Origin of the sequence: Arcanobacterium pluranimalium (genome assembly GCF_016907845.1) — a bacterium.
Lineage (GTDB): Bacteria > Actinomycetota > Actinomycetes > Actinomycetales > Actinomycetaceae > Arcanobacterium_A > Arcanobacterium_A pluranimalium.
Window position 1 is genome coordinate 977,906 of record NZ_JAFBCS010000001.1, and the last position, 25,495, is coordinate 1,003,400.

23 protein-coding genes are annotated in these 25,495 nt (G+C 51.5%); 13 read left to right on the forward strand and 10 right to left on the reverse strand.

Features of this window, described 5'->3' with window-relative positions; genetic code table 11:
• Nucleotides 1–235: 235 nt before the first annotated feature.
• The 6 genes from JOD55_RS04150 to rbsD are packed head-to-tail and all read left to right on the forward strand — an operon-like array spanning nt 236 to nt 6,248.
• Entirely contained in the window at nt 236–1,348 is a 1,113-nt protein-coding gene (locus JOD55_RS04150) for a LacI family DNA-binding transcriptional regulator (protein ID WP_204398822.1), read from the forward strand.
• A complete protein-coding gene (locus JOD55_RS04155; RefSeq protein ID WP_204398823.1) occupies nt 1,345–2,952 on the forward strand; it encodes a sugar ABC transporter ATP-binding protein in 1,608 nt (535 codons plus the stop codon). Before JOD55_RS04150 ends, JOD55_RS04155 begins: the two co-directional genes overlap by 4 nt.
• A complete protein-coding gene (locus JOD55_RS04160; RefSeq protein WP_204398824.1) occupies nt 2,952–3,944 on the forward strand; it encodes an ABC transporter permease in 993 nt (330 codons plus the stop codon). Before JOD55_RS04155 ends, JOD55_RS04160 begins: the two co-directional genes overlap by 1 nt.
• Nucleotides 3,945–3,990: 46 nt before the next feature.
• Entirely contained in the window at nt 3,991–4,938 is a 948-nt protein-coding gene (locus JOD55_RS04165) for a D-ribose ABC transporter substrate-binding protein (protein WP_131280920.1), read from the forward strand.
• Nucleotides 4,935–5,852: a PfkB family carbohydrate kinase gene (locus tag JOD55_RS04170; RefSeq protein WP_204398825.1), complete on the forward strand. Its 918-nt coding sequence runs from the start codon at nt 4,935–4,937 to the stop codon at nt 5,850–5,852. The genes JOD55_RS04165 and JOD55_RS04170 overlap by 4 nt, the downstream gene beginning before the upstream one ends.
• The gene (gene rbsD / locus JOD55_RS04175; protein ID WP_204398826.1) at nt 5,853–6,248 is read left to right on the forward strand and encodes a D-ribose pyranase; all 396 of its coding nucleotides are present in this window, start codon (nt 5,853–5,855) and stop codon (nt 6,246–6,248) included.
• A 98-nt stretch (nt 6,249–6,346) separates the two neighbouring features.
• On the opposite strand, the gene JOD55_RS04180 is transcribed toward rbsD, so the two are convergent.
• Nucleotides 6,347–7,546: a THUMP-like domain-containing protein gene (locus JOD55_RS04180; RefSeq protein ID WP_204398827.1), complete on the reverse strand. Its 1,200-nt coding sequence runs from the start codon at nt 7,544–7,546 to the stop codon at nt 6,347–6,349.
• A 237-nt stretch (nt 7,547–7,783) separates the two neighbouring features.
• On the opposite strand from JOD55_RS04180, the gene groES reads away from it, so the two are divergent.
• Nucleotides 7,784–8,080, forward strand: coding sequence for a co-chaperone GroES (gene groES / locus JOD55_RS04185; RefSeq protein ID WP_204398828.1), 297 nt, complete (start codon nt 7,784–7,786; stop codon nt 8,078–8,080).
• 296 nt (nt 8,081–8,376) lie between these two features.
• Here the strand turns inward: groES and JOD55_RS04190 are convergent, their stop codons facing one another.
• Together JOD55_RS04190 and JOD55_RS04195 are read right to left on the reverse strand one after the other, a co-directional pair.
• Nucleotides 8,377–9,534 (reverse strand): SGNH/GDSL hydrolase family protein, encoded by a 1,158-nt coding sequence (locus JOD55_RS04190; RefSeq protein WP_204398829.1) that lies wholly within the window; start codon nt 9,532–9,534, stop codon nt 8,377–8,379.
• A gap of 284 nt (nt 9,535–9,818) precedes the next feature.
• Nucleotides 9,819–10,079 carry a WhiB family transcriptional regulator gene (locus JOD55_RS04195; protein ID WP_338022194.1) on the reverse strand — a complete coding sequence of 87 codons (261 nt, stop codon included), beginning with the start codon at nt 10,077–10,079 and terminating at the stop codon, nt 9,819–9,821.
• 560 nt (nt 10,080–10,639) lie between these two features.
• Between JOD55_RS04195 and guaB the strand changes: the two genes are divergently transcribed.
• The 6 genes from guaB to rbsK all read left to right on the forward strand — a co-directional run bounded on the left by guaB (nt 10,640) and on the right by rbsK (nt 17,400).
• On the forward strand, nt 10,640–12,148 hold the full coding sequence (gene guaB, locus JOD55_RS04200) for an IMP dehydrogenase (protein WP_204398831.1): 1,509 nt from the start codon (nt 10,640–10,642) through the stop codon (nt 12,146–12,148).
• A 105-nt stretch (nt 12,149–12,253) separates the two neighbouring features.
• The gene (locus tag JOD55_RS04205; RefSeq protein WP_204398832.1) at nt 12,254–13,237 is read left to right on the forward strand and encodes a sugar-binding transcriptional regulator; all 984 of its coding nucleotides are present in this window, start codon (nt 12,254–12,256) and stop codon (nt 13,235–13,237) included.
• Nucleotides 13,238–13,448: 211 nt separating this feature from the next.
• A complete protein-coding gene (gene deoC, locus JOD55_RS04210) occupies nt 13,449–14,075 on the forward strand; it encodes a deoxyribose-phosphate aldolase (protein ID WP_239539102.1) in 627 nt (208 codons plus the stop codon).
• Between the two features lie 2 nt (nt 14,076–14,077).
• Nucleotides 14,078–15,439, forward strand: coding sequence for an L-fucose:H+ symporter permease (fucP, locus tag JOD55_RS04215; protein ID WP_204398834.1), 1,362 nt, complete (start codon nt 14,078–14,080; stop codon nt 15,437–15,439).
• Between the two features lie 19 nt (nt 15,440–15,458).
• Nucleotides 15,459–16,478, forward strand: a complete 1,020-nt coding sequence (locus JOD55_RS04220) for an aldose 1-epimerase family protein (RefSeq protein WP_204398835.1) — start codon at nt 15,459–15,461, stop codon at nt 16,476–16,478.
• Nucleotide 16,479: 1 nt separating this feature from the next.
• A complete protein-coding gene (gene rbsK, locus JOD55_RS04225; RefSeq protein ID WP_204398836.1) occupies nt 16,480–17,400 on the forward strand; it encodes a ribokinase in 921 nt (306 codons plus the stop codon).
• Between the two features lie 126 nt (nt 17,401–17,526).
• On the opposite strand, the gene JOD55_RS04230 is transcribed toward rbsK, so the two are convergent.
• From JOD55_RS04230 to JOD55_RS04260, 7 genes are all read right to left on the reverse strand, one after another.
• Nucleotides 17,527–18,366 (reverse strand): formate/nitrite transporter family protein, encoded by an 840-nt coding sequence (locus JOD55_RS04230; RefSeq protein ID WP_204398837.1) that lies wholly within the window; start codon nt 18,364–18,366, stop codon nt 17,527–17,529.
• A gap of 245 nt (nt 18,367–18,611) precedes the next feature.
• Complete coding sequence (locus tag JOD55_RS04235; RefSeq protein ID WP_204398838.1) at nt 18,612–19,994, reverse strand: MFS transporter; 1,383 nt, start codon at nt 19,992–19,994, stop codon at nt 18,612–18,614.
• 178 nt (nt 19,995–20,172) lie between these two features.
• Nucleotides 20,173–20,901, reverse strand: coding sequence for a response regulator transcription factor (locus tag JOD55_RS04240; protein ID WP_204398839.1), 729 nt, complete (start codon nt 20,899–20,901; stop codon nt 20,173–20,175).
• Nucleotides 20,898–21,692 (reverse strand): sensor histidine kinase, encoded by a 795-nt coding sequence (locus tag JOD55_RS04245; RefSeq protein ID WP_204398840.1) that lies wholly within the window; start codon nt 21,690–21,692, stop codon nt 20,898–20,900. The genes JOD55_RS04240 and JOD55_RS04245 overlap by 4 nt, the downstream gene beginning before the upstream one ends.
• A 16-nt stretch (nt 21,693–21,708) precedes the next feature.
• Complete coding sequence (locus JOD55_RS04250) at nt 21,709–22,908, reverse strand: ABC transporter ATP-binding protein (RefSeq protein WP_204398841.1); 1,200 nt, start codon at nt 22,906–22,908, stop codon at nt 21,709–21,711.
• The gene (locus tag JOD55_RS04255) at nt 22,895–24,511 is read right to left on the reverse strand and encodes an ABC transporter permease subunit (protein WP_204398842.1); all 1,617 of its coding nucleotides are present in this window, start codon (nt 24,509–24,511) and stop codon (nt 22,895–22,897) included. Before JOD55_RS04255 ends, JOD55_RS04250 begins: the two co-directional genes overlap by 14 nt.
• Nucleotides 24,498–25,490, reverse strand: coding sequence for an extracellular solute-binding protein (locus JOD55_RS04260; RefSeq protein ID WP_204398843.1), 993 nt, complete (start codon nt 25,488–25,490; stop codon nt 24,498–24,500). The genes JOD55_RS04255 and JOD55_RS04260 overlap by 14 nt, the downstream gene beginning before the upstream one ends.
• Nucleotides 25,491–25,495 lie beyond the last annotated feature (5 nt).

Sequence of the window (25,495 nt, forward strand, 5' to 3'; positions counted from 1 at the left end):
CTGCCGCTACAATCGCCGCCGCAACCACCCCAACTGTCAGCCGCCATCACCCACAGCCGCAACCAGCTGTCATTCTGGGCTGCACGAATCTATTGAATGAAAGCAAGAAAATAATTTACCCCTTGACGTGATCTGGGTCATGGGTTTATGCTAACGACTAGGAAATCGATTTCCCGACTGATGGCGGTCAATGAAATCGGTCTTCGCAAACAGTGTTTCCCGCTGAGAATTATTTTTGACCGATATTTCAGTTTTGCGTAAAACATACGAAAACCACGTACCGGCGCAAAAATCCCAGCTCACAAGCAAAATCATGGAGTCGATGATGACGAACGTGGCAATACGCGATATAGCCAAACATGCAGGCGTATCACCTGCAACGGTATCGCGCGTGCTCAACAGCTCTAAGCCAGTGGCAGATGAGCTACGTCGTCGTGTTGAAAAAGCTATAACAGAGCTTGACTATCAGCCCTCTCGCGTAGCTCGAAACTTGCGACGTTCGCGTACCGACACAATTGGCTTCGTCGTGAGTTCGATCCAAAACCCGTTCTTCCCAACCCTGATCGAGCAAGCCACAGAGATCGCCGAGCGCCACAACTTCGCAGTGAACGTGACCATTTCCCACACGCCGCTCAAGGCAGCTTATGACCTCTTCCGCGCACCAATGGTCGATGGAGTATTGCTTGTTGGTGGCCAGCCAGAACTCGATGCACAGCAATTACTTTCCTCGAGCCACAAGATGCCTATCGTGGCAATCGACCGTGAGGTTGACGGCGTTGCGCTGCCACGATTTTCGGCTACCAATGAGCGTGGTGCATTCGAAGTGGTTCAACATATGCTCGGCGCCTTGCGTACCAACCCAAAGCGGTTTGTACATATCCAAGGTCCACAGAATTTTTCGATTACCAAGCAGCGTCAGCGTGGCGTTATCGCCGCTTGCCGAGAAGCGCAGATTCCCGACGAGGCGCTCGTAACTACAGAAGGTGACTTTACAGCGCAATCTGGCCACGACGTCGTCGCCGAACTTTTCGCAGGTGAAAAAAATCAATGGCCACAGGCGATTTTTGCCGATAACGACCTCATGGCAATCGGCGCGATCAAAGCAGCCAAACAAGCTGGTGCCGTGGTGGGTACCGATGTGTTGATTGCAGGATTCGACGGCCTTGACATGGGGCAATGGATCACTCCTACGCTCACTAGCTACCGTCAGCCAATTCGAGAAATAACCGCTGCCGCTGTTGAGTGCCTTATTGGTCTTATTAATTCAGATGGCAAAGCAAATACAACGAAAGATTTCGAGTTTGCAGGCGAACTCGTAATTCGCAATTCCACAGGAGGAACACAATGACAGAAGCTGTGCTCGTGCTGGATCACGTCACGAAACGTTTTGGTCCAGTTACTGTGATCGACGACGTCACTGTGCCGGTGCGTCCGGGGCAGGTGCAAGTTCTCCTTGGAGAAAATGGGGCAGGTAAGTCCACGCTGATCAAAATGATGTCTGGTATCTATCAGCCAGACGGCGGGCGCATTCTTATCGATGGCAAAGAAGTGCAGCTGCCGAATACGAAAGCTGCTGAATCCTACGGGATTGCCACCATTCACCAGGAGTTGAATCTTGCGCCGAATATGTCGGTTGCTGAGAATATTATGCTTGGCAGAACGCCCAGCAAAATGGGGCTTTTTGACAAGCGAGAGACTTTCCGAAAAGCCCGTGAAGCTCTGGACATTATTGGCTTGGACGTTGATCTTTCCACGCCCGTCCATCGGCTAGGCGTTGCGAAACAGCAGCTGGTGGAAATTGCCAAGGCCCTCAGTCAAAATGCGCGTATCCTCATCTTGGACGAGCCTACGGCGACTCTCACAAAACCTGAGATTGCCCAGCTCTTTGCTGTGATGAATGATCTGCGTGCAAAGGGTGTGGCAATGGTGTTCATTTCGCATCATCTGGACGAAATCGCCGAAATAGGCGATATGGTCACTGTATTGCGTGATGGTCAGTTTGTGCAGGAAGTTCCGGCAAGTACTCCTGAGAACGAGCTTGTGCAGCTTATGGTTGGCCGCTCAATCGATCAACAGTTCCCACGCGTTCGCGGCGAGCTAGGCGAGACGCTCCTAGAGGTACAGGGGCTAACTCGCAATGGTGTGTTTGAAGATATTAGTTTCTCTGTTCGAGCTGGGGAAGTAGTTGGTATCGCCGGACTCGTAGGTGCGGGGAGAACTGAAGTTGTGCGCTCTATTTCAGGCGCTGATCCTTACGATGCTGGCACGGTACGTGTGCACGGGAAAGTTGTGCCGCGTTTCAACGTTGCTGCTGCTATCGCAGCTGGACTTGGGCATGTTCCAGAGGATCGTAAGGTTCAAGGTCTCGTACTGGACGCTTCGGTGAACGAGAATTTGGGTTACGCCACGTTGAAGACGACGGCGAAAGCGGGACTTGCGGATAGGCGAGGGCAACGACGTCGCGCCATAAGCGTTGCGGAGAAACTTCGTGTTCGCATGGCGTCAGTTGAGCAGAAAATTCGCAATCTTTCGGGCGGAAATCAACAAAAAGTGGTGTTTGGACGTTGGATGCTGGCAAATTCTGAAGTTTTGCTGCTTGACGAACCTACGCGTGGCGTGGACGTGGGTGCAAAAGTGGAGATTTACCAGCTTATCAATGAAGTCACTGCTCGTGGCGGTGCCGTGCTGATGGTTTCCTCAGAACTTCCCGAAGTGTTGGGTATGAGCGACCGAATTTTGGTTATGAGCCGGGGTCGGATTGCGGGCGAGCTCGATGCCGCCGAAGCGACTCAAGACGCCGTCATGACCTTGGCGGTGCGTAACGTGACTGCGGCTGTGCATGTACACGAGGAAAAAGATGCCACGGTGCGAAGCGAAAGTATTCCACAAGAGGATGAACTGGCAGCTAATAAAGCTGAACAAGAAGTAACTAAGCAAGAAGGAGAACTCTGATGACGACGACAGCTACTGAGACGAACCCGGCGGCTAAGAAGTCGCTGAGTGCTCCCAAACATTCTAAAGTTGGGCATTTCCTTGCCGAAAACGGTGCGCTTGTGGGATTGGTGGTGCTGTGCATCGCACTGTTTATTGCTACGCCTAACTTCCTCACCACGCAGAACCTTCTCAATGTGGGTATCCAGTCAGCCACAACGGCGATTTTGGCTTTTGGTATGACGTTCGTGATCGTCACTGCAGGTATTGATCTTGCAGTGGGCTCAATTGCTGCTTTGGGCGCAATGGTGAGTGCATATATGTTCACCAATATAGGATTGCCAGGCATCGTTACTCTGCTCATCGGACTGCTCGTGGGACTTTTAGCAGGCGTTATTTCGGGTATCGGCGTGGCATACGGCAAACTTCCCGCATTTATTGCAACGCTCGCGATGATGTCGGTGGCTCGTGGCTTAACGCTGGTGCTCTCAGATGGCCGCCCGATTCCAACGGCTCCAGAGGTGAATTTCCTCGGTTCGTATATCGGCCCGGTGCCTGTGCCTGTGATTATGCTGGCTGTGGCAGGCGTGGTGTGCTGGTTTATTCTCAGCCGCACTGTGTTGGGACGCTCGATGTATGCCGTTGGTGGAAACCTTGAGGCGGCGCGTTTATCTGGTCTACCGGTAAAGCGTACTTTGGTATCGGTTTATGCACTTTCGGGATTATTTGCCGGATTTGCAGGACTGTTGATCGCGGGTCGACTCTCCTCTGCACAACCTGGCGCCGCCACCGGCTATGAAATGGACGCGATTGCCGCCGTCGTTATTGGTGGTGCTTCGCTCGCAGGTGGTTCCGGAAAAGCCTCGGGCACGCTCGTGGGTGCCTTGCTTTTGGCCGTTATTCGCAACGGCCTCAATATCCTCAATGTCAATTCTTTCTGGCAGCAAGTAGTGATCGGTTGTGTTATCGCGGTTGCGGTAGGAATCGATGTGCTACGCCGGAAAAACGATTAAGAAAACCACAACTGAAATCAGTTGTAAAACAAGAAAGGAAACTCCGATGAAGAAGTTCCGTAAGGTTGCAGCTATTTTCGCTGCGAGTGCGTTAGCAGTTACGAGCCTGAGCGCATGTAACCGCGATTCATCTGCCGACGGCGGTAAGTCCGGTGGCGAGAAGAAGAAAGTTGTGCTGTTGGTTTCGACCCTCTCCAACCCATTCTTCGTCCAACTCCGTGACGGTGCTCAGAAAGAAGCGGATGCAGCCGGCGTCGAACTCCAAGTTCAGGATGCTCGTGACGACGCAGCAACCCAAACCAACCAGATCGACAACGCAATCGCTACTGGCGCGAACCTCGTGATTATCAATCCGGTGGATTCCGATGCTGCTGCACCTGGCGTGAAGAAGCTCAATGAAGCCAAGATTCCAGTGATTGCAGTGGATCGTGGTGTGACGGGTGCCCAGCTCACCTCTTTCGTCTCTTCCGATAACGTTGCAGGTGGCAAGCAAGCTGCTGAGTCGTTGGCTAAGGCAATTGGCGAAAACGGTGAAGTGCTCGTGCTCCAAGGTGTGCCGGGTTCGTCTGCCTCTCGTGACCGTGGCAAGGGCTTTGAGCAGGGAATTGCTGCGTTCAAAGGTATCAAAGTTGCGGCCAAGCAAACCGCTGAGTTTGATCGCGCGAAGGGCTTGGACGTAACCAACAACCTTCTCCAAGCAAATCCAAACATCAAGGGAATTTTTGCTGAAAACGACGAGATGGCACTGGGTGCAATCGAGGCATTGGGACAGAACCCTAAGGGCATCAAGGTAGTTGGTTTCGACGGTACGAAGGATGGACTTGCAGCTATCAAGGCTGATCGCATGGTTGCAACGATTGCACAGCAACCAGAACAGCTTGGTAAGCTTGCTATCCAGCAAGCAAAGAAAGCACTCGATGGTGGCAAGGTAGAAGCTGAAGTTCCAGTTTCAGTTGTGACCGTGACCAAGGAAAACGTGGGCGAAGTCAAGTGACAAACAAGATTGTAGTGGTGGGGTCTATCAATGCGGATCTGATGATTCGCGTTGATAGGCATCCACTGCCAGGCGAAACATTGCACGGTCAGGGCGGCAATATCGCCCCAGGTGGAAAAGGTGCCAATCAAGCGGTTGCTGCTGCAGCCTTAGGCGCGGACGTGGCGATGATAGGGGCCGTAGGGCAGGATGCCAATGCGGCACCTGCGTTGCAGTTCCTCAAAGAGTCCGGCGTTGATCTTGCGGGCGTACGTGAGGTAGACGAAGTGACTGGACTCGCCGTCGTCGCCGTTGATAACGCTGGTGAGAACAACATCATCGTGATCAGCGGAGCGAATGCACACATGACCAGTGGGCTGGTGGAAGAAAGCGCAGATCTCATTGGCGCTGCTTCCATCGTGGTACTGCAAGGTGAAATTCCGCGAACCGGATTTGAAACCGCAGCCCGGCTCGCTCAGCATCGCCTGATTATCAATCTTGCTCCCGTTGTTGAAGTTGATCGAGATGCGCTTCTCAAAGCAGATCCGCTGATAGTCAATGAGCACGAAGGTGTCTTGGTACTTGCGCAGCTCGGAGCGCCAATCGCAGAATCGTCCTCTCCTTTCGATATTGTGACGGCGCTTCGGGCTCAGGGCTTCGCTTCGGTGGTAATAACGCTCGGTGCTCGCGGTGCTCTTGTTTCGCACGACGACGCTATGGTTGAGGTCCCCTCGCCACGCGTGCACGCCGTGGACACCACCGGCGCTGGTGATGCCTTCGTAGGTGGGCTTGCTTATCGCTTGGCGGCTGGGGATTCGCTCGAGGAAGCCGCTCGGTTCGCAGTGCGAGTGGGGGCGTTTGCGTGTACAGGGCATGGTGCGCAGACGTCCTATGCGCATTCAGTCGAGCAGCTTCCCGAAGTTCAGGAGGTATAGGTGAAGAAAGACGGGATCCTCAACCCTGATCTCAATCGGGCAATTGCCCGGCTTGGGCACATGGATACATTTGTGGTAGCCGATTGTGGATTGCCGATTCCGCAGCATGTTGAGGTCATCGACCTCGCCTTGATGTTCGGCATACCTCGTTTCACGCAGGTTCTTGATGCTGTGCTAAAAGAGGTCGTAATTGAGGGTGCAACCTTGGCTCAGGAGGCCGCCGGCACGGTTGCACAAACATGGGTAAATGAACGGATTGACGATCGTGCATGCACCCTTGAGTATGTGCCACACGAGGATTTGAAACGGCAGGTTGAGAGCGCCTCATTTGTTATTAGGACTGGTGAAACAACACCGTATGCTAACGTGATTTTTCACTGTGGCGTTCCTTTTTAGATAGGCGGATCGTCAACCTCTGTGGTTATCCTGCTCTAGATGAGGCGATTTTGTAGGGATTGCGCGCCTTGAACGCGCGGCCCTACAAAATCGCCTTATTAACGCCCTACGATGCGAGTTGATATGACGGCTCGGTGTTTGCCGAGCAGGGGAGTTGCGATGATAGTAGCCGAGTTTGGCAGCTTCGGATCGAGTTTGAGCTTCTTGCGCAATTCTTCGGGCACTACATCCGTGCCGCGCTTCTTAATTTCTACACGTCCAACTCCAAGGCTGGCAAGGGCTTTGCGCAGCACTTTAGGATTTAGTTCGCTCACTGCATTTACTTTGAAAGTGGACATATACGGGCAAAGTATTTCGTCCTCGCCTGTTAAATATGCAATGCGCGCTGAGACGGGTGCTATCGAGTACTGATGTGCCAGTGCCATCATTGATCCCGACCGAATAATTGCTGGATCTGGCTCGTAAATATAGTTTCCGAGTTGGCGAGGTTCCAGTTCGATCGCGGGCAGCCGAGGATCGGCACTTCCTGAATCAAATACATGCGAATTGCCGTCTTTGACGATGAGCGCACTGCGCCCTGGTCTGGGAGCAGTCTTTCCGAGCCAAATAACCGCTTCAATGAGATCGCCATCAGCGCTGCTCCATTGAACATGAGACGCGCGGGGAAGTAACGAATAATCTAGCCCTGGGGCAACTTTGATCCCGGCGCTGTCAAATTGACCGGCCATCGTGATAGCTTCGCTCAACGCAGGATACCACTGCTCAGGATCTTTGATCCTTTTCCCATTTTTTCGCCGAGCTGGGTCTACCCACAATGCATCTGCGTTGAGTGCGTCTAAATCGAGTGAGTTTCCGTCGGCATGAATCACGCGCGCACCAGGGAAATAACGTAAGTTTGCGCTGGCAGCCGCCGCGGCGTCGTCGTCCATTTCGACGGCGGTGACGTCCAGGTTCAAGCCGGCGAAAGCTACTGAATCGGCACCGATGCCGCAGCCGAAGTCAAGCACGTGGCGAGCCTGAGCATGTCGGAATCGCTGCGCGTGGAAAGCCGCAATATTGAGTCGAGTGGCTTGTTCTAAACCGTCGGGTGTGAAAAGGAGTCCTTGTGCAAAATCGCCAAATTTTGCCTGTGCTTTTGCACGCAGTCGCGACTGGGTGAGAGCTTCGGAGATGAGGTGAGGCTCGTAGCCGGCTTTGCGGAGTTGATCGGTGAGTCCAAAAACATTTGCCTCTGAGTAGGGTGGTAGAGATGCGAGGAGTTCGGCGCCGCGCCCGCTCAGTAGATCTTTAATGCTCACGGTATAAGTGTCTCATAGATAGGGGTAAGTATTTCGTTCTGTGAGGGCTACGGTGTCTCGTTCGCAGATAGCGAGTTTCTCCACTCGTGTTAGCACTCGAATTGACCGAGTGCCAGAAGCGGCATAACCTTGAGTATGTATGTAGCAAATGCTACTCCCTGGATTGGGCTCGACCCCCGCGACGGCGGGTCCACTAGGTTCGTTAATAAGGTACGAGTTTAGAAAAGGGGGAACCGCATGTCGGTCTCCATTAAGCCCCTCGAGGATCGCATTGTCATCCAGCAGGTTGAGGCAGAAGAAACAACCGCGTCTGGACTAGTTCTTCCGGGCAGCGCTCAGGAAAAGCCACAGGAAGGCACTGTTGTTGCTGTAGGACCAGGTCGCATCGACGACAACGGTAACCGCGTTCCACTTGATGTCCAAGTTGGCGACGTCGTTATCTACTCCCGCTACGGAGGAACCGAGGTTAAGTACGGCGCTGATGAGTACATCATCCTCTCCGCACGCGATATCCTCGCAATTGTAGAGCGCTGAATATAGCGCTGAGCATAGAATTATGTGGTTGAGGGGCGGCAAAAGCCGCCCCTCAACCACATTTATGGGCAACCCATATGTATGCCTGGGCTGCATTTATGGGCAACCCATATACACTGGCAGTTTATATTTATCAGCACCCCATACTCATGACAGCTGCATTAGCGGACTTATGAGTTCCTGAGCTTATGGATTGACTGGTTGATAGATCAATGGGCTGATTGGTTTGTGGGCTTGTGCACGCACAAGCCCACAAACCTACAAACAGTATTTAGTCAGTCTTATTTATTGTGAGTTTATGGCCGATAACCCTCGATTAAAGCCGAGTCGTTTGAATTGAGACTCGGCGCATTTTCGGCGTCGAAATCTCGCTTCACATGCTGAGTCAAGATAGCTCCCTCAACATTCCAACCGGTCTGATTGGGATGCATATAGCTCGCTATTGTGAAATTGCTCAGTGGTGGCACAATCCATGAATGGCTTTGATCGGCCCAACGGTTTGGATTGAGTCCGTGACCGGCGAAAGCGTCTTTCACGTTCACGAAGTGGAAACGTTTTGAATCTGTGAGTTCATTGAGCCTGTCAACTGCGTATTTCTCCACGTTATCGTATTGTGCTTGCAGTCCGCGTAGATCGCGCCCCACGTCGTAACCAGCAGGGCTACCCTCGGGGAGGGAGTAAGACTCGGTACTGAGCAAATCTGGATAGTTCAGCAAGTAAACGTGGGCTCGTCCTTTGGAGCGCTTGTCGATTTCTTGTAGAAGATTAACTAGTAGATCAGGCCCTTTTGTGCTCGCTACGTATTTCCCGTTCTGAATTCTTTGATAACAGCTGTTAGCGGCGCGCAAAACGAAGCAGTGAGTGACGATTCCAGCAAAATCTGCATCGTTACCGCCGATGGTTAGGAATACTGCGTCTGTTTGTTCGTTGACTGCTTTCACTTGGGCATCGTTATATAAGTGACATTCCACGGAGGCAGTGAAGAGGTTTCCAGCAGGAGCGGGTGCAAGCATGCGATATTCCCAAAAACCGTTATCGAGGGGTACATCGCCGCACAAATGTTCCGCTTTGACGCGCCTCAACCATTCGGCTGCCTGATCGGGATATTGGGCTGTAGGAATCATATAGCTTCGTGTGATGAAGGCTTTCTTCCCTAAATGTTGAGGAGTGTCGATTAGGTTTGCTCCTACAGCGTTTCCACAGGCCACGTTGCGGTACGACGCCGCAAGTGTGCTGGCTGCTTTGATGCCATAGTTCTCGGACGATCGGTGACAATTTAGCTCATAGTAGCTGTTAGCGCCATTTCCAGAGGAATACGAATCTCCTAGCTGGACAAAATTGAGTTTTTTCGGTATTGATGACGCTTCGTCTCCCTGTGCTACAAGAGGTGAAGCAAGTCCTGCGAACAGGGAAAATGTTGCAAATGCTGCGAAGATTTTCCATTGTTTTTTCATGGGGAGCACCTTTCTTTCAAATGTGCCGCGGCATGTGTTATAATAAGAACAATGAATTGTTCTTGTAGGTACTTTACGTCATGAAAGTGAATAAAAAGAAAAACCTGAGCAATTTTCAAAATAAGAAAACTGCTCAGGCTAGTAGTTTTTCGATTGAGAATGACCAGGCAAAACGATCTAGAAACGGCGAATTGATGGGAAATTCATGCCGGCTTACTTCAGATTTCAGATCGCCCAATCCGTGGAGTCGATTCGGCTGAGAGTAAAATCTAGCTGTCTAAAAATCAAGCTGTTTTAGTGCGTCGTCGCTGTTGAAGAATGCGTCCACGCTCTTCTTCAGAAAGACCACCCCACACGCCATAAGGCTCGTGGTGTGATAGTGCGTAATCGCGACACTGTTCAATCACTGGGCAGTTTTGGCAAATACGCTTTGCGCGCTCAATGCGGCGGCGACGCGGGCCACCACGTTCACCTTCGGGGTGGAAAAAGAACTCGGGGTCAAGGCTGTTGCAGCTTCCAAGAATCTGCCAATCCCAAAAGTCCACAAGGGCTCCTTGCACATCTCTGATGTGAGCAACCAATGGTCACGTCCTTCCTGCGCCAGATGCGCATGCTTACCACCGTTGAAACACATACTTATGGCTCATTTGCCGCTAAATATGGTATCGGTGATACTTTGTTCAATTTTGAACTAGCTGTTCTTAACATTAGTTCCTTGGTCCTGTTTTTGGCAAGAATCTCGGGCGATAATCGCGCTATCAGCAAAATTATTATCTGGGAGCCGGGTCGAGGTTAAAGAAGTTCTCAATATTTCTTTCGTTTCGTGCCAAATGTCGTACCAATTTTCGTGCCAAACCTCGCACCAAATCGCATGCCCAATTACCTGTCAAAACCGTGCCACAACCTATGCCCCAACTTTGTGCCCAACCTTCGCCCCCCCCAAAAAAACTCAGCTTTCGAACGTGACCACCCGCGCGTCGTCGTCTTAACCAAAATTAAATCGAGCCAATCATTATGTGAAATATTTTCGCGGAGGAACAACCATGTGGTGGAACACCCAGAATGCGAAATACGAATCTGGAGCAAATCCGAATAGACTGGAATCGTGACTGAAAAAGATCCTTTTGCCCTCATCGGCTTAACTTATGACGACGTTCTCCTCCTTCCCGGCGCGACGGATGTTGTGCCCTCGGAAGTTGACACCACTACGAAACTGACCAAAAAGATTGAGTTGAAAATCCCTTTGCTATCAGCAGCAATGGATACCGTCACCGAGTCTCGCATGGCAATTGCGATGGCCCGTCAAGGCGGAATCGGTATTTTGCACCGCAATCTTTCGATCGAGGATCAGGCGAATCAAGTTCGCATCGTGAAGCGTTCAGAATCAGGAATGGTCACCGATCCGGTAACCATTCGTCCCGATTCGACGATCGCTGAGCTAGATGAACTGTGTGGTCGATACCGCGTTTCAGGACTGCCGGTAGTCGATAGTGAGAATGTGTTGCTCGGTATCATCACCAACCGAGACTTGCGTTTCATTCCTGCAGCTACTTGGGGTGATCTGACCGTTCAAGAAGTGATGACGCCAATGCCGCTCGTCACCGGAAAGATCGGTATTACCAACGAAGAAGCTACAAAGCTCCTGGCCAAGAACAAGATCGAGAAATTGCCGCTGGTTGACGACGAGGGTAAACTCGCTGGTCTTATCACAGTAAAAGACTTCGTTAAGACTGAGCAGTACCCCAATGCCACGAAAGACGACGAAGGCAGGCTTCGCGTCGGCGCCGCCATCGGATACTGGGGCGACGCTTGGGAGCGTGCCGAAGCACTTGCACAAGCTGGCGTAGACGTGCTGGTCGTCGATACTGCCAATGGCGAAGCTAAGCTCGCTCTTGAAATGATTTCGCGCATCAAAGCCGATCCTAAGTTTGCCAATATCCAGGTTATTGGCGGTAACGTGGCAACACGTGAGGGAGCACAAGCGCTCATTGATGCTGGCGTGGACGCAGTAAAAGTAGGCGTAGGACCAGGATCGATCTGTACAACGCGCGTCGTCGCTGGTATTGGTGTGCCACAGGTGACCGCAATCCATCTCGCCTCACTGGCTTGTAAGCCGGCCGGAGTGCCGATCATCGCTGACGGTGGACTGCAGTATTCCGGTGATATCGGTAAAGCCCTGGTAGCTGGAGCTTCGAGCGTGATGCTTGGATCGCTGCTCGCGGGTTGTGAAGAATCCCCAGGTGAACTGGTATTCGTGAATGGAAAACAGTTCAAGAATTACCGCGGTATGGGTTCTTTGGGAGCGATGAGCTCGCGTGGTCGAGTTTCGTACTCCAAAGACCGGTATTTCCAGGCAGATGTTTCAACTGACGACAAAATCATTCCAGAGGGAATTGAGGGACAGGTGCCGTTCCGTGGCCCGCTCAGTGCGGTTTCTTACCAGCTCGTTGGCGGTCTACACCAGACGATGTTCTACACGGGTGCGCGCACAATTCCAGAACTCATGGAGAACGGTCGATTCGTTCGGATCACCTCCGCAGGGTTGCGTGAATCGCATCCACATGACGTACAGATGACGGTTGAAGCACCTAACTATTCGCACTCAAATCGCTAAATTTCGAGCATAGTTCTACACTGACTAAGAGAAGTCATTTGTGGGTGGGCAAGTTTGACTTGCCCACCCACAGTCGTATCGTCTAATTCAGTGGGCTGAGAGAGCATGTCTGAGAAATCAATTTCCCTACAACCGCGCGATATTCAAGCGATCGATGCGGCGAAATTGTATTACTCCGGTATGACGCAAGCCGAGGTTGCAGATAAGCTGCACGTGGCGCGCCCTACCGTCTCCAAACTCTTAGCTCATGCCGAAAAGCGCGGTTTCATTCGGGTGCAAGTCCTTGATCCGCGCGAGCGCGACGAGATGCTCGTCGATACGTTGATTCAGCGTTACCAGCTGCTCGATCTGATTTTGGTGAGTCCAGCACGCCCTGATGAAGATTCCTTGCGTCAGTCGCTCGGGCAAGCGGGTGCGAAGCTGCTGAAATCTTTGGTGCGCGACGGCGACATGATCGGCGTCGTGCCCTCACGGACGGTCGCTGCGCTCGCGGATCATCTTGAGAGACTCCCGCGCCGCGATGTAACTGTGGTGCAAGTTTCTAATGGACTATCTGAACCGCGTACCGCCGACGGGCAGCCGACGACGATGCAGCGCTTGGCACACGCTTTTGACGCGCGATGTGTGGCGCTCACTGCACCGACTTTTTTAGGTTCGGTTGCTGTGCAGAACCGATTGATGAAAATTCCTGAGTTTCGCCGGGTGCTAGATCTTGCAGTTCGCGCGCGTATTGTGCTGTATACGGTTGGGGATATTGCCACGAATCGGCACCTTATTGAGCGAAGCCCGCTCACTCAGCACGATCGAGAAGAACTCTTCGCACGAGCGGTGGGCGACATTTGTTCCCGTTTTGTGGATGAATCAGGGAGAGTGTGCTTGCCTGATTTCAATAACCGCACGCTCGGTATATCCTTGCCTGATTTGCGTCACAAGGAACAGAAGATACTTGTGGCGGGCGGCCCGAGCAAAGTGAAAGCTATTCGCGCTGCGCTCGAAAATGGTTACGTAAACCGGCTCGTTACCGATGTAGAAACTGCGCGTGCCATCGTTCAAAGTTCAAGTATTCAATCGTATTTGCAGGTTATTTAATCGATTTGCCCTGCGGCACATATGTTCTGCTTAGGAACTTATGGGCGAGTTTTTGTGAAAAAATCGGGCTTTAGGGCTTGTTTATACTGATAAACAGCTATTTTTCTCAGATCGTGCTTCCGTGTGCTGGCTCTTCCCAACCGTGCTTTGCCTTGTTAAGTTGTGGATAACCATCACGAACAAAGGAGTTTCCACGGTGAATAAATCGAAAATGATCGATCACACCCTACTTAAGCCCGATGCAACTCGCGCCCAGGTAGCACAATTGTGCTCTGAGGCAATTGAGTGGGGGATGGGCGCAGTGTGCGTCAATCCAACATGGATCACAACCTGTGCCGACTTGCTGCAAGGCTCGGACGTAAACATCTGCACCGTCGTCGGCTTCCCCTTAGGCGCGATGACGACGCAAGCGAAAGCCTGCGAGGCAAAAGACGCCGTAGCAGCCGGAGCGACCGAAGTGGACATGGTGATCAACATCGGCGCAGTGAAAGATGGCGACTGGGCATTGGTTGAGTCCGATATTGCGGCAGTCGTAAAAGCCTCAGCAGGCGCTTTGGTCAAGGTTATTTTGGAAACCTGCCTTCTGACGGACGAAGAAATCGTGCGTGCAAGCCAAGCTGCTGTTGCTGCTGGCGCAGATTTCGTTAAGACGTCCACCGGTTTCTCAACCGGTGGAGCCACAGCACATGCTGTAGCGCTCATGCGGGACACAGTTGGGCCTGACTTCGGCGTCAAGGCCTCTGGCGGAATCCGCACCGCCGCTGATTTTAATGAAATGGTAAAAGCAGGAGCCAACCGCATTGGTGCGTCGGCTGGCAAAGTACTCATCGGAGAGTGAAAATGACAACTATCGAAACCAACGCTCCTGAAGAGGGCGTAAAGAACGAAACCTTTGGATTGATTAAAGATCCATCCCTACAGCTATCGGACGGCTACCTCAACAAGACGCCGATCTTGCAATACATTTTGCTCTCGATCTGCTTCCCAATGTGGGGCGCAGCCGCGAGCTTGAACGACATTCTCATCACCCAGTTCAAAGCCATCTTCGAACTGTCTGATTTCGCTTCAGCATTCGTGCAGTCCGCATTCTACGGCGGCTACTTCTTGCTCGCTATCCCAGCTTCGCGCGTTATTCGCAAGTGGAGCTACAAGTCGGGTATTTTGGTGGGCTTGAGCTTCTACATTATCGGCTGCACGCTGTTCTTCCCAGCTTCGCATATGGCTACCTACACGGTGTTCTTGGCGGCACTTTTCGCTATTGCAACTGGTCTTTCGTTCCTCGAGACTTCGTGCAACACCTACTCCTCGATGGTTGGCCCACGTCGTCTGGCAACACTGCGTCTCAACATTTCCCAGACGTTCTACCCACTCGGTTCCATTTTCGGAATTCTGTTGGGCAAGTACCTAATCTTCACCGAGGGCGATGCATTGCACAAGCAGCTCGGTGAACTCACTGGTGCTGAGCGTACGCAGTTTGCTAATGAGATGCTTCAGCGCACCTTGCAGCCTTACCGCTTCATTATCATCGTGCTCGCAATTTTGTTCATCATCGTGGCTATTACGCAGTTCCCACACTGCAAGCCGATGCGCGCACATCACGAAGTGAAAGCCAGCATTGGTGAAACGCTGTCTTACCTGGTTAAGAATGCGAAGTTCCGCGAGGGCATCCTGGCACAGTTCCTCTATGTTGGTATGCAGACGGCGGTGTGGTCGTTCACGATTCGCCTTGCGTTGAACCTTGACGATTCGCTCAACGAACGTGCAGCATCGAACTACATGGTGGCAGCGTTTATCGCGTTCTTCCTTGGTAAGGTGCTTGCAAATATCTTGATGACCAAGTTCAATGCTGATCTCGTGCTCATTGGTTACTCGGTTGCTGGTGTGCTCGCACTCGCTTACGTGATCGCTGTGCCTAATATGACCGCTGTTTACGCAGCCATTCTCACCTCTGGTCTGTTTGGCCCATGCTGGGCAACGATTTACGCCCGCACCCTCGATTCGATTGAGGATAAGCGCCACACCGAAACTGGTGGAGCTGTGATCGTTATGTCGATTATTGGTGGAGCTGTGATTCCAGTTATCCAGGGTCTTGTATCGGACAAGCTCGGTTCGATGCAGATGGCATTCTCGGTATCGCTCGTTTGCTTCGTGGCAGTACTGGTTTACTTCCTGCGCCGCTACAAGGCTTCGAAGAACGCATGATTGGAGAGGGTGAATAATTATGCTACGTATTCCATTGCATCGCAGCTCGTTCACACAAACTGAGAGTGTTGTTGCACGTAACGAAGAGTTTAACGTCGTCGCCTTTACTTACCCTAAGGGTATTGAGTCGGTACGTATTGAAAACTCGCGCGGATATGTTGAAGTCTTGCCGTTCATGGGGCAGATCATTTGGGACGCTTTCTTCGATGGAAAGTCCTTGCGTATGAAGAACATGTTCACAGCACCTCAGCCGTGTAAGGAGATCGTTGATACGTACGGCTGCTTCGCTTTCCATTCCGGTCTGCTCGCTAATGGCTGCCCAAGCCCTGAGGATACGCACCCGTTGCACGGTGAATTCCCGACGGCGACGATGGATGAAGCTTGGTTGGAGATCGAGGGCGACGACGTTCGGATCGTTTCGTCCTACGAGTACGTGCAAGGCTTTGGCGCGCATTACCGGGCACAGCCATCTGTACGGATGAGTGCTAAGTCTGCGCTGTTTGACATTGAGCTTGAGGTGACCAACCTTTCAGAATATGCGTCGATGCCGCTACAGTACATGTGCCATATGAACTACGCGTTCGTCAAGGATGGCATGATGCGTGAGTCTTTGCCTGAGGGTGCATTCCAGTTGCGTCGTTCAGTTCCAGCTCATGTTAATCCGACTCCGCGTTGGACGGAGATTAATGAGGAAATTTTGGCAGGGAAGATCGATGCGAATTCACTTGCACAAGCTGGCGAATTTGATCCAGAGATCGTGTTCTTTGCTGATGACTTGCCGCAATATGGTGAAAAGGCCGAGTTCGAGTTGGAAGCGCCAGATGGCACCACGTTTGTGACTAAGTTTGATACCGCTTCGTTCCCGGTTGCAACGCGTTGGATTTTAGTTAATGCTGATCAGCAGGTTGCAGCTTTTGTACTTCCAGGTACGTCGCGTCCAGAAGGTTTCTTGGCAGCGAAAGCAGCAGGTATGTTGATTGAACTTGAGGCTGGCGCAACAAAGTCATTCTCAGTGACCACCGGAATTAAGGAGAACTAGGGTGGATATTGCAGTAATCGGCTCAAATATGGTGGATTTGATTTCCTATATTCACCGGATGCCTAAAGAGGGCGAAACGATTGAAGCACCGGATTTCAAGCTTGGGTGTGGTGGAAAAGGAGCGAATCAGGCCGTTGCAGCTGCGCGTCTTGGATCGAAAGTTCTTATGCTCACCCGAGTGGGAAATGACGTATTTGCTGATAATACAATCCAAAATTTTGAGGCTAACGGCATTGATACGAAGTATGTGCTGCGCACGGACGCTACCTCGGGTGTTGCCCCGATTTTCGTCGATCCTGAATCGCACAATTCGATCATTATCGTTAAGGGCGCAAATGCGCAGCTTTCGCCGCAGGATATCGAAAATGCTAAAGACGATATCTCCAAGTGTAAGCTGATTGTTTTGCAGCTCGAAGTGCCGCTTGAGACTGTGTATGCCGCAATCCGCTTCGGTAAGGAGCACAACATCCCAGTGCTGCTTAATCCTGCTCCTGCACAGCCGGACTTAGTTTTGGCTGAGGTGAAAGACTGTGAGTATTTCGTTCCAAATGAATCGGAGCTTTCGCTGCTCACTGGAATGCCGGTGGATACGGTTGACGACGTACGCAATGCTGCTGGCGCACTGCTAGAAGCTGGTATGAAGAATGTTATCGTGACGCTGGGCTGGCGTGGTGTGCTGTGGGTGAGTGCTGATAAAGAAGTGCTCATTCCAGGTACGCAGGTCAACGCGAAAGATACTACTGGCGCAGGCGACGCTTTCATCGGTTGCTTCAGCCATCATCTGGTACAAACCGGAGATGTGGAGGCTTCCTTGCGGATGGCTAATCTCTATGCTGCTGATTCGGTGACTAAGCTTGGAACTCAAACCTCCTACGCGACGCGCGATGAGTTCCTCGCCGCGTTCCCTGATCAAGAAATCTGAGAATAGCTAATCCTCATTAGTGGATGGAATAGGGCGTGAGCCCGCATGGGCTGTGCCCCAGATACGATGGAGCGATTGGCATCGTATCTGGGGCACAGTCGTATTTTGTTAGATTTTGGGAAAGTACTACGCCTCAGAAGGAACAGCGACAACGCCGTCGTCGGAAATATGCGGAGCTTTTTGCGCAGCCTCGCGGATAGAACCAGACAACGCGAGCATCGAACCGCCCACAAGCAAACCGCCGCCAACGAGGTTGCCTAGGCCAACAAACAGGAAGTTTCGAGCCGCTTCGGCGAAGGTGGCTGCTGGCATTCCATGCATCAGTCCAAGTGAGAAGGTGGTCATATTAGCTACAACGTGCTCGAATCCCGAAGAAATAAAAGCTGCCACGCACAAGAAAATAATGATCATCTTTGCGGCATCATTCTTGGTGCGAGACTGACTCCAGATAGCAAAACATACCAAGACGTTACACATAATTCCGCGTGTGAACAGCGCTAACGATGATTTCCCTGCCTTTGCGGCAACGAGCATCTCCAGCATTCCCTGGGCAGGGGTGTCGCCTTGGAAAGCGTGAGTGCCGGTGACGATCGCCGAAAGCACAATCGCGCCGAGCAAATTGCCGATGAAGATCAAGAGTAGTACGACGACGGCGCGACGCCAGGTAATAAGCCTGCCAGCTGCTGCTTGGGGCAAGGCCATCATGGCCGAAGTAGCAAGATTAGAACCGCTAGTGACTACCAAAATGAGTCCCACACCGAAAGACAAACCGGCAATGAGCATAGCTGCAGGCTGATGAGCTACGTAAAACGGACCGGCGGTTGCGAACATGGCGATGTCTGCAACTCCGATAAGAGCACCTGCCATCATCGTGGAAATCATAAAGGTTAGGGGCTTATGAACTTCGTGAGCCTTGTGGTGGCCGGACTTCATTTGGATAGCAAGATTATTATTTAGCGAGATCACCTAGTTATTTTCTCTGACTTTCAGCTGAAATGCCTAGGACTCCTTGCTGAAAATAGGGTCAGATTGTTCACATTGGTCTTAGTCGTTCACAGCAGGTCGTGAGTGCGCACTCTGAGCAGCGGGCAAATAAAGGCATCAAACAAATAAATGAGGCGGTACCCCCATCCCGATACCGCCCCATTTGTGTGGGTAATCCACACCGCCAAGAATCACATTATTAGAGCGTGGTGTGATTCTCTGAGTATTTACTTGTTGCGAGCTGCGTGCTCGTCGATGAGCTTGCGCTCGTACTTGCCCACAATCATCATCAAGATGAAAGCCAGTGCCACCACTACCACCAAGCAGATGTAGGTGACGTTCCAGCCGAAGTTGTGAATGAGCAGGCCGACGCCGGTCGATGCGAGCGATGCTCCTAGCAGGTAACCGAAAAGTCCGGTGAATCCAGCGGAAGTACCAGCAACGCTCTTTGGCGAGAGGTCAATAGCTTGCAGGCCGATGAGCATAACCGGACCGTAAATCAAACCGCCGATAACTGCAATGAGGAGGTAGAACAGCCATGCCGGTGCACTAGCTGGCAGCTGCCAGTAGATCACGAGGGCGATGCCCACGCCAGCGATGAAGAGCATTCCAGCTCCCGACCGCCAGCCCTTGAACACCTTGTCCGAAATCCAACCACACAAAAGGGTGCCGATAATTCCGGCGATTTCGTAGATCGAGAATCCGAGAATGCCACCCTCAGTATTGGTAACGCCCAGCTCGGTAGTGAGGTAGATCGGAATCCAGTTCAGCACGCCATAACGCAGGGTGTACACAAACACATTTGCCACTGCTAGCAGCACGATTACTGGATTGGTGAGCACATGCGTCCACACCACTTTCAACCATGAGCCTTCGACTTCCGCGCCAGTATCCGATACTTTAGCGGGATCGTTATGGTATTCCTCGATTGGAGGCAGGCCAAGAGCCTCAGGATTGTCGTGAATGAGCAGGAATGCAATTGCTGCAACCACGAGTGCAATAATTGCTGGGAACCAGAATGCTGGCGTCCAGTCAGCCTTGTCACGCTGCCAATGTGCGAGTGCATAAGCAGCAGCGACGCCGACGCCGGCGCCACCGACGTTGTGTGCACAGTTCCAGATCGATGTCTTCCAACCGCGCTCGGAGGTTGAGAACCACTGGACGAGCACGCGGCCCGAGGGAGGCCAGCCCATTCCCTGGAACCAACCGTTGAGGAACATGACCGTGGCAAATACGCCCACGCTGGCCGAGATAGCTGGGATAAAAGCAATTGCAAGATTTGTGATCGCAGACAGTGCAAGACCTAGAGGCAGGAAGTACCGTGCGTTGGCTCGGTCGGAGAGCATTGCCATAAAGAATTTGGACAGACCATAAGAGAACAACACCGCGTTAGCTACGATACCGATTCCCACAGTGTTGAGGATGTCGTACTCTTTCAGCATTGCTGAGACGAGTGAAACGTTGTTTCGGATCAGATAAAAGCCAGCGTAACCAATAAAAATGCCCATAAAGGCGTTGAAGCGTGCCCGTTTGTAAACGGACGCGATCTGTGATTCTGGTAAACGCGGCGCTGGTCCGGGTGCGGACAAAAATCCGAGGCTGCTTGCCATGTTTGCTCCTTCAAATTGGTTGAAACCTCAATGTTTCAATGACACCTTCAAGGATGCATGGCAATAGGTAACGGTGTTACCGTCGCTCGGTTACATATGGTAACAGAACTGTTACCGAAAGGGGTGGCGGTAGAAATTAAAGGGACGGCATTGGAAATTATTGGAATGGCGGTAGAAATTATTGGGGCAGCTGCAATTCTTCGCTTTCTTCGCTCGCCGACGTAACTTCCAAAGTATACCCGCGTGAGCGCACCGAAATAATTTCAATATCGGTGATGCCCTGGAGCACAAGATCCCTGCGTAGGCGGTATATAGAGGTTTTGATCATTTCGCGGCCGCCGCTGCTTTCCGCTGTATTCCAAACCTGGGAGAGAATGTCACGATGGCTGACGACGTCGCCATAGTTGCGAGCCAGCACGTCAAGTAAGCGAACCTGTGTTTCAGTGAGATCCATCCGCGTGTTTCGCCAGTAAACAGCACCTTCGGCGGAGCGAACACTGAGGTCACCGACGTCTACAGCTGGGAATACGTCGTGATCGCTGAAACGTCGCACTGCTACTGAGGCACGTAAGGCCAGTTCACGTGGAGAAAACGGTTTCGTCACGTAATCGTCTGCGCCTGCTTCAAGCCCGGCGATCCGATCGTCTTCATCTCCGAGTGCGGTGAGCAGGATAATTGGGAACTTCAATCGGTTGTGCCGAATTTTCTTCGTGAGTTCGACTCCTGAACCGTTCGGTAGCATGACGTCCAAAACTGCGAGGTCGATCCAATGCCGTTGAATGATATTCCAGGCCTCAACGGTGTTTTTAGCACTTAGGCACTCGAATCCTTGAGTTTCAAGAGCAAATTTGACGATGGATACCATCTGCGCTTCGTCATCGACTACCAATGCTACTGGGTTCTTCATTGAGGGCCTTTGCTTTCAACAATATGTTGGGGGAGGAGAATATGGATCACTGTTCCGATTCCTTCAGCTGAGTCTACTAGTATTTTGCCGTGGTGAACGTCAACGATTTTCTTTGAAACCATCATTCCGATGCCGCTACCTGGACGGCGAGTGCTTCCGGAGGAGAATGGCGTGAAGAGTTTTTCGAGGTCTTGGTTGTTCATGCCGCCTCCTCGATCTGTGATTGAGATATGAGCACCACTGCCTTCACCGTTTTCAATACGGACGATGATCGGATGCTCGCTATGGGCATGACGTGCAGCATTGTTGATCAGATTCCAGATGAGTTGCCGAATGAGCTGCTTGTCTGCGTGGATGGGCAGTAGTCCTCCGGCGGCATCGACGTCGATGCGTATCGAGAAAATTTTCCTGATCTCTTTTGCAGTATCAGCCACAATAGCTCGAATATCAATCTCTTGGAGTTGGAGCGGGCGAGTGTCCATATTGAGGTCGATAAGAAAGTTTTCGGCGATGTCGATGGCTTGCCGGGAATTTTCGGAGATCGTTTCGATGAATGACCTTTGGAGATCGTTGAGCGGCCCAGGCGTTTCTTCGGCTAGTAACTCTGCAGCTCCTTGTACGAGCGACAACGGCGTGCGAATCTCGTGTGAGATCATAGCCGGGCGTTTTTCTAGGTAATCGTTGCGCTCTTTGAGCTGGTGGACTTCTCGATGCAAATCGCGATTACTGCGCCATTGCGAAGCTAGAATCACGAGCACGAGCATGACGAGCAGCGCCGTTAATACCATCATGATTGGATTCACCGTTTTATTCTCCAAATTCTTCGTGTGGAACTCGCCAGCCGTATTCGATATCGAGATGGACGACGTCGCCAATGCGTTTCGCTCCGTGATGTGACACTTCGTGTACCACGAGCGTACCTACTTCTGTTTCGACTTCATATTGATAATAGCTGCGCACGAAATATCTGTTGATAATTTTTCCAGTTAGCCGAGCGAGGTTGCTGCTGTTTGCGCTGGTGCTTGGGGCGCTGACGCTTGCGCTTGGGTGCGGGTTACTGGGGCTGGTGCTCAGTTTAGCGCTCGTACCTGTGCTAGCTTGCTCAGCCGACGTAATTCTAATTCGTTCAGCAGGTATACATAGCGCGGATTTTTCCGCATGCGTGTGTCCAGGGAAGATGCATTTTTTATGCCCGAGCAGCACGCCATTTTCAGGAGAGTTTGGATCTGTGCATACGTCAACAATATTGGGAATTCCCATAAAGCGCGCAACAAAGCGTGAATTCGGCTGCTCATAGACTTGTTGTGGATTGGCGCACTGAACGATTTTCCCCGCGTTCATAACGGCCACGGAATCACCAAGAGCGCAGGCTTCGTCGACGTCATGAGTCACGTAGATTGCGGCAATATTCAGTCTTTGGATTTGCAGGAGAATATCTTTGCGAATGACTTTTCGGATGGCATCGTCAACATGGGTCAGTGGCTCATCAAGTAATAAGAGCCGCGGGCGTCGAACTAAAGTTCGTGCTAGCGCCACACGTTGGCGCTGTCCTCCTGAAAGCTGCGGGGGCTTAGCTTGTGCGATTCCCGAAATATTCATTTCGGCAAGCGCAATATCGATCATGTCCCGATATTTACGATCTGGTATGGCTGGATCATCAAGACCATATGCAACGTTTTGCCAAACGGTCATATTTTCGAAAAGAGTCGGATCTTGAGAAACGTACCCCGAGGGGCGCCTATCAATCGGGCAGAAACTTATATCGTGTGAATCAATAGAAATAGAACCAGACGATGCTTTAAGCAATCCGGCTATTGCTTGCACGAGCGTCGTCTTTCCGGAGCCAGATGGGCCGACGAGCGATAAAACTTTTCCCGGTTCGACTTCCAGATCAATATTGCTCACAGTAGGCTCTGATCGGTCTCCTCGAAAGACGGTCAATCCATTAACTCTCAAGCCACGTTCGCTTTCATGGGAAACTTGTGATGAACTCTTAAATAGTTTCATAGTGTCCCCTCCGATGTGAGAACAGAAGTACACCGGCGATACCTACGATGAAAAGCAAGATTGATAGTAATGAGGCGCTGGTGGTCAATGCATAAACTGCGGCGTCATGGCCTTCTTCGGCCGCATTGAGGATACTAGGCCCTACCTGCGGGAACGAAGCAGAGTTCACAAAGACGGCGGGCGTATTGCGTGCGATCAGCAAGCCAATGAGTAGCGCGAAAGCAGGAATCCACACGGGAATGATTGTTGGCAAAATGATTGTGAAGAATATTCGGGTGCGCTTTGCGCCAAGATCCCGGGCAGCTAGAACTGCGGGCCGGTAAGATTCAAAAACTGAATAACTCACGAGGTGGGCGATAGGAAATGCGATGCTCATATAAGACATCGCTATTGCAAGATAGCCATTTCCATAACCGGCATTTCCGACCAATGGTGGAATGAGGTAGAAACTGCCGAATTTAATCCAGTCTTGATGGATAAAAGCTATGAGTATTCCACCAGTAGTTAAAGAAATCAGCAAAAACACAACCATGCAGGTGTTAAACACTGCGGCAAACCGCGGATGCCAAAACGCTATTGATGCTGAATAGAGGCTGAAAATCCAAGCGAGAAGGATCACTGGCACCACCGCGATAGTAGTGGACCAGATTGCTTGACCAAACGCCTGTGGCACGTTCGATTGAGCCAGCGAAAGCATGTGCACGATGCCGTTTTTTGCTATCATGACAACGATAAACACCGTTAACGCAGCGTAAATACTTCCTACAAAAATTCCGGCACGACCGATCCCGCGAGTAAGTGGCACTGCTGCGAATGCTGCGCGTTCGTCGTCGGACACGGCTTTGCTATTGTTTCCAGAATGTTGCAGCGTGTCTGCAAGTAGCACGGCGGCTACAACTGATAACACGATCAGCGAAACGACGTGTGGGATAGCAGCTGCTTGCGAACCTCCCGAACTCAACACGTGCAAAATGTGGTTGGACAAAAACGGCGTCGTTCCGCCAAAAACTAGATGTAACGATGGGTCGGCTAGGAGTATCCCTGTGCCGAGAACGAAAGATAGCATTCCTGCCCGGATAATGGCTGAACGATGGGCTTTCCAGGTCCATCGCACGGAGCCTAGAGAAAGCTGCAAACCGTGAAGAAGCATCAATGAACTGAGCCGATCGAAAACGAAAAACTCAAGCAACACTGCCAGTGGGAAGATCGAGATGAACTGAGTTACATAAATAACTGCTTCTCCATAAGGCGATAAGTGAATGAAATCCGCACACAAAATAGAAGCTAATGCGAGCGGAGAAATCGTGAGTGGAACATATAAAAGCCCTAGGCAGGCAATGAGTTTTCTTGCAGATACTGTGAGCAGAGTAATCGCTAGTGGCAAGGCAAAGAGGGTAGCTATGGCACTAGTGAGAGACGTAATGGCGAGTGAATATGCGAAATTGCGGGCGAAGGCTTTTCCAAAGTACTGCGGAAAGAAGAGAAAGAGCACCATAAAGAGTACAAAAGAGCAGCACAAAAGTGCCGTAATGAGTTTTTGTGCGTGGTGCACGCGCGTCACTAATGATCGCGGCAAGGCTAAAGGACGCTTAATACTGACCATTGCGCACCTGCCTAATCCAATTAGAAATCAAGTGTTCACGAAGATGCGCACTTGTAGTAATACGGTCTGTGTAGACTGGAGCGTTCATGTTATCGAGCGCATTTTTGAGATTGTTGGGAAGATTCGGCGAGATCGGATTCTGCAGTGCAGAACGCGCGCTGATCTCTTGTCCTTCATCAGATGCTGCATACTGCACAAACTTTTCTGCCAGTGCCGGATTGGGCGCGTTGCGCAGCTTCGATATTCCTCCGATTTCATAGCTGGTGCCGTCACGGGGATAGATAGTGGTGACTTTGGCACCTCGGGCGCGTTCGCGCTCGCAATAAGGAGCGAATGTGATGCCTACGTCGACTTTATTTCGGGCAACGAGTTTTGCTGGGGCTATTCCTGAGTCGGTGTACGTCGATACTTTTTGATCAAGTTGCTCCAAGAAACGGTTCATCTCATATGTTGAATGAATCCGCAGGTATTGCACCCAAAGCATGGTTCCTGCTGTTCCAGAGGTAGCGGGATTAGGAGCGGCCAGCGAGATATTTTCCGTGCGTACGAGTTCTTCCCAACTATGAGGAGCATCAACGGTATCCGCGACGCAAAACGCCAAGATACCGCCATAAATGCCAACCCAGGTCTGATTGAGCCCTTGAACACGGCTGACGTCAAGCAAGCCCGCTTCATCAGCAATAACGTAGGCTTCAGTTGGTCCGCCGAACCAGACGTCGTAGTCATTGCGATACCGCACGTTCTTCACATGAGCCAGAGCTTCTGAAGTGGGCAAACGGACGATTGACACTTTCTTATGCGTGCGTTTTTCAAAAGACTGTGCCAGAGCTTCACATGAATCGAGGTTATTAGAGCACATAACCTTAAGATCCGAGGCAGCTGGGCGCGCCACGATTCCAAGCACCAAGAAGAACACTAGTACAACAGCCGCAATCGCAAAGCGCGGGATCATCGACAGGAGCCAGCGAGACTTCACCATATCCG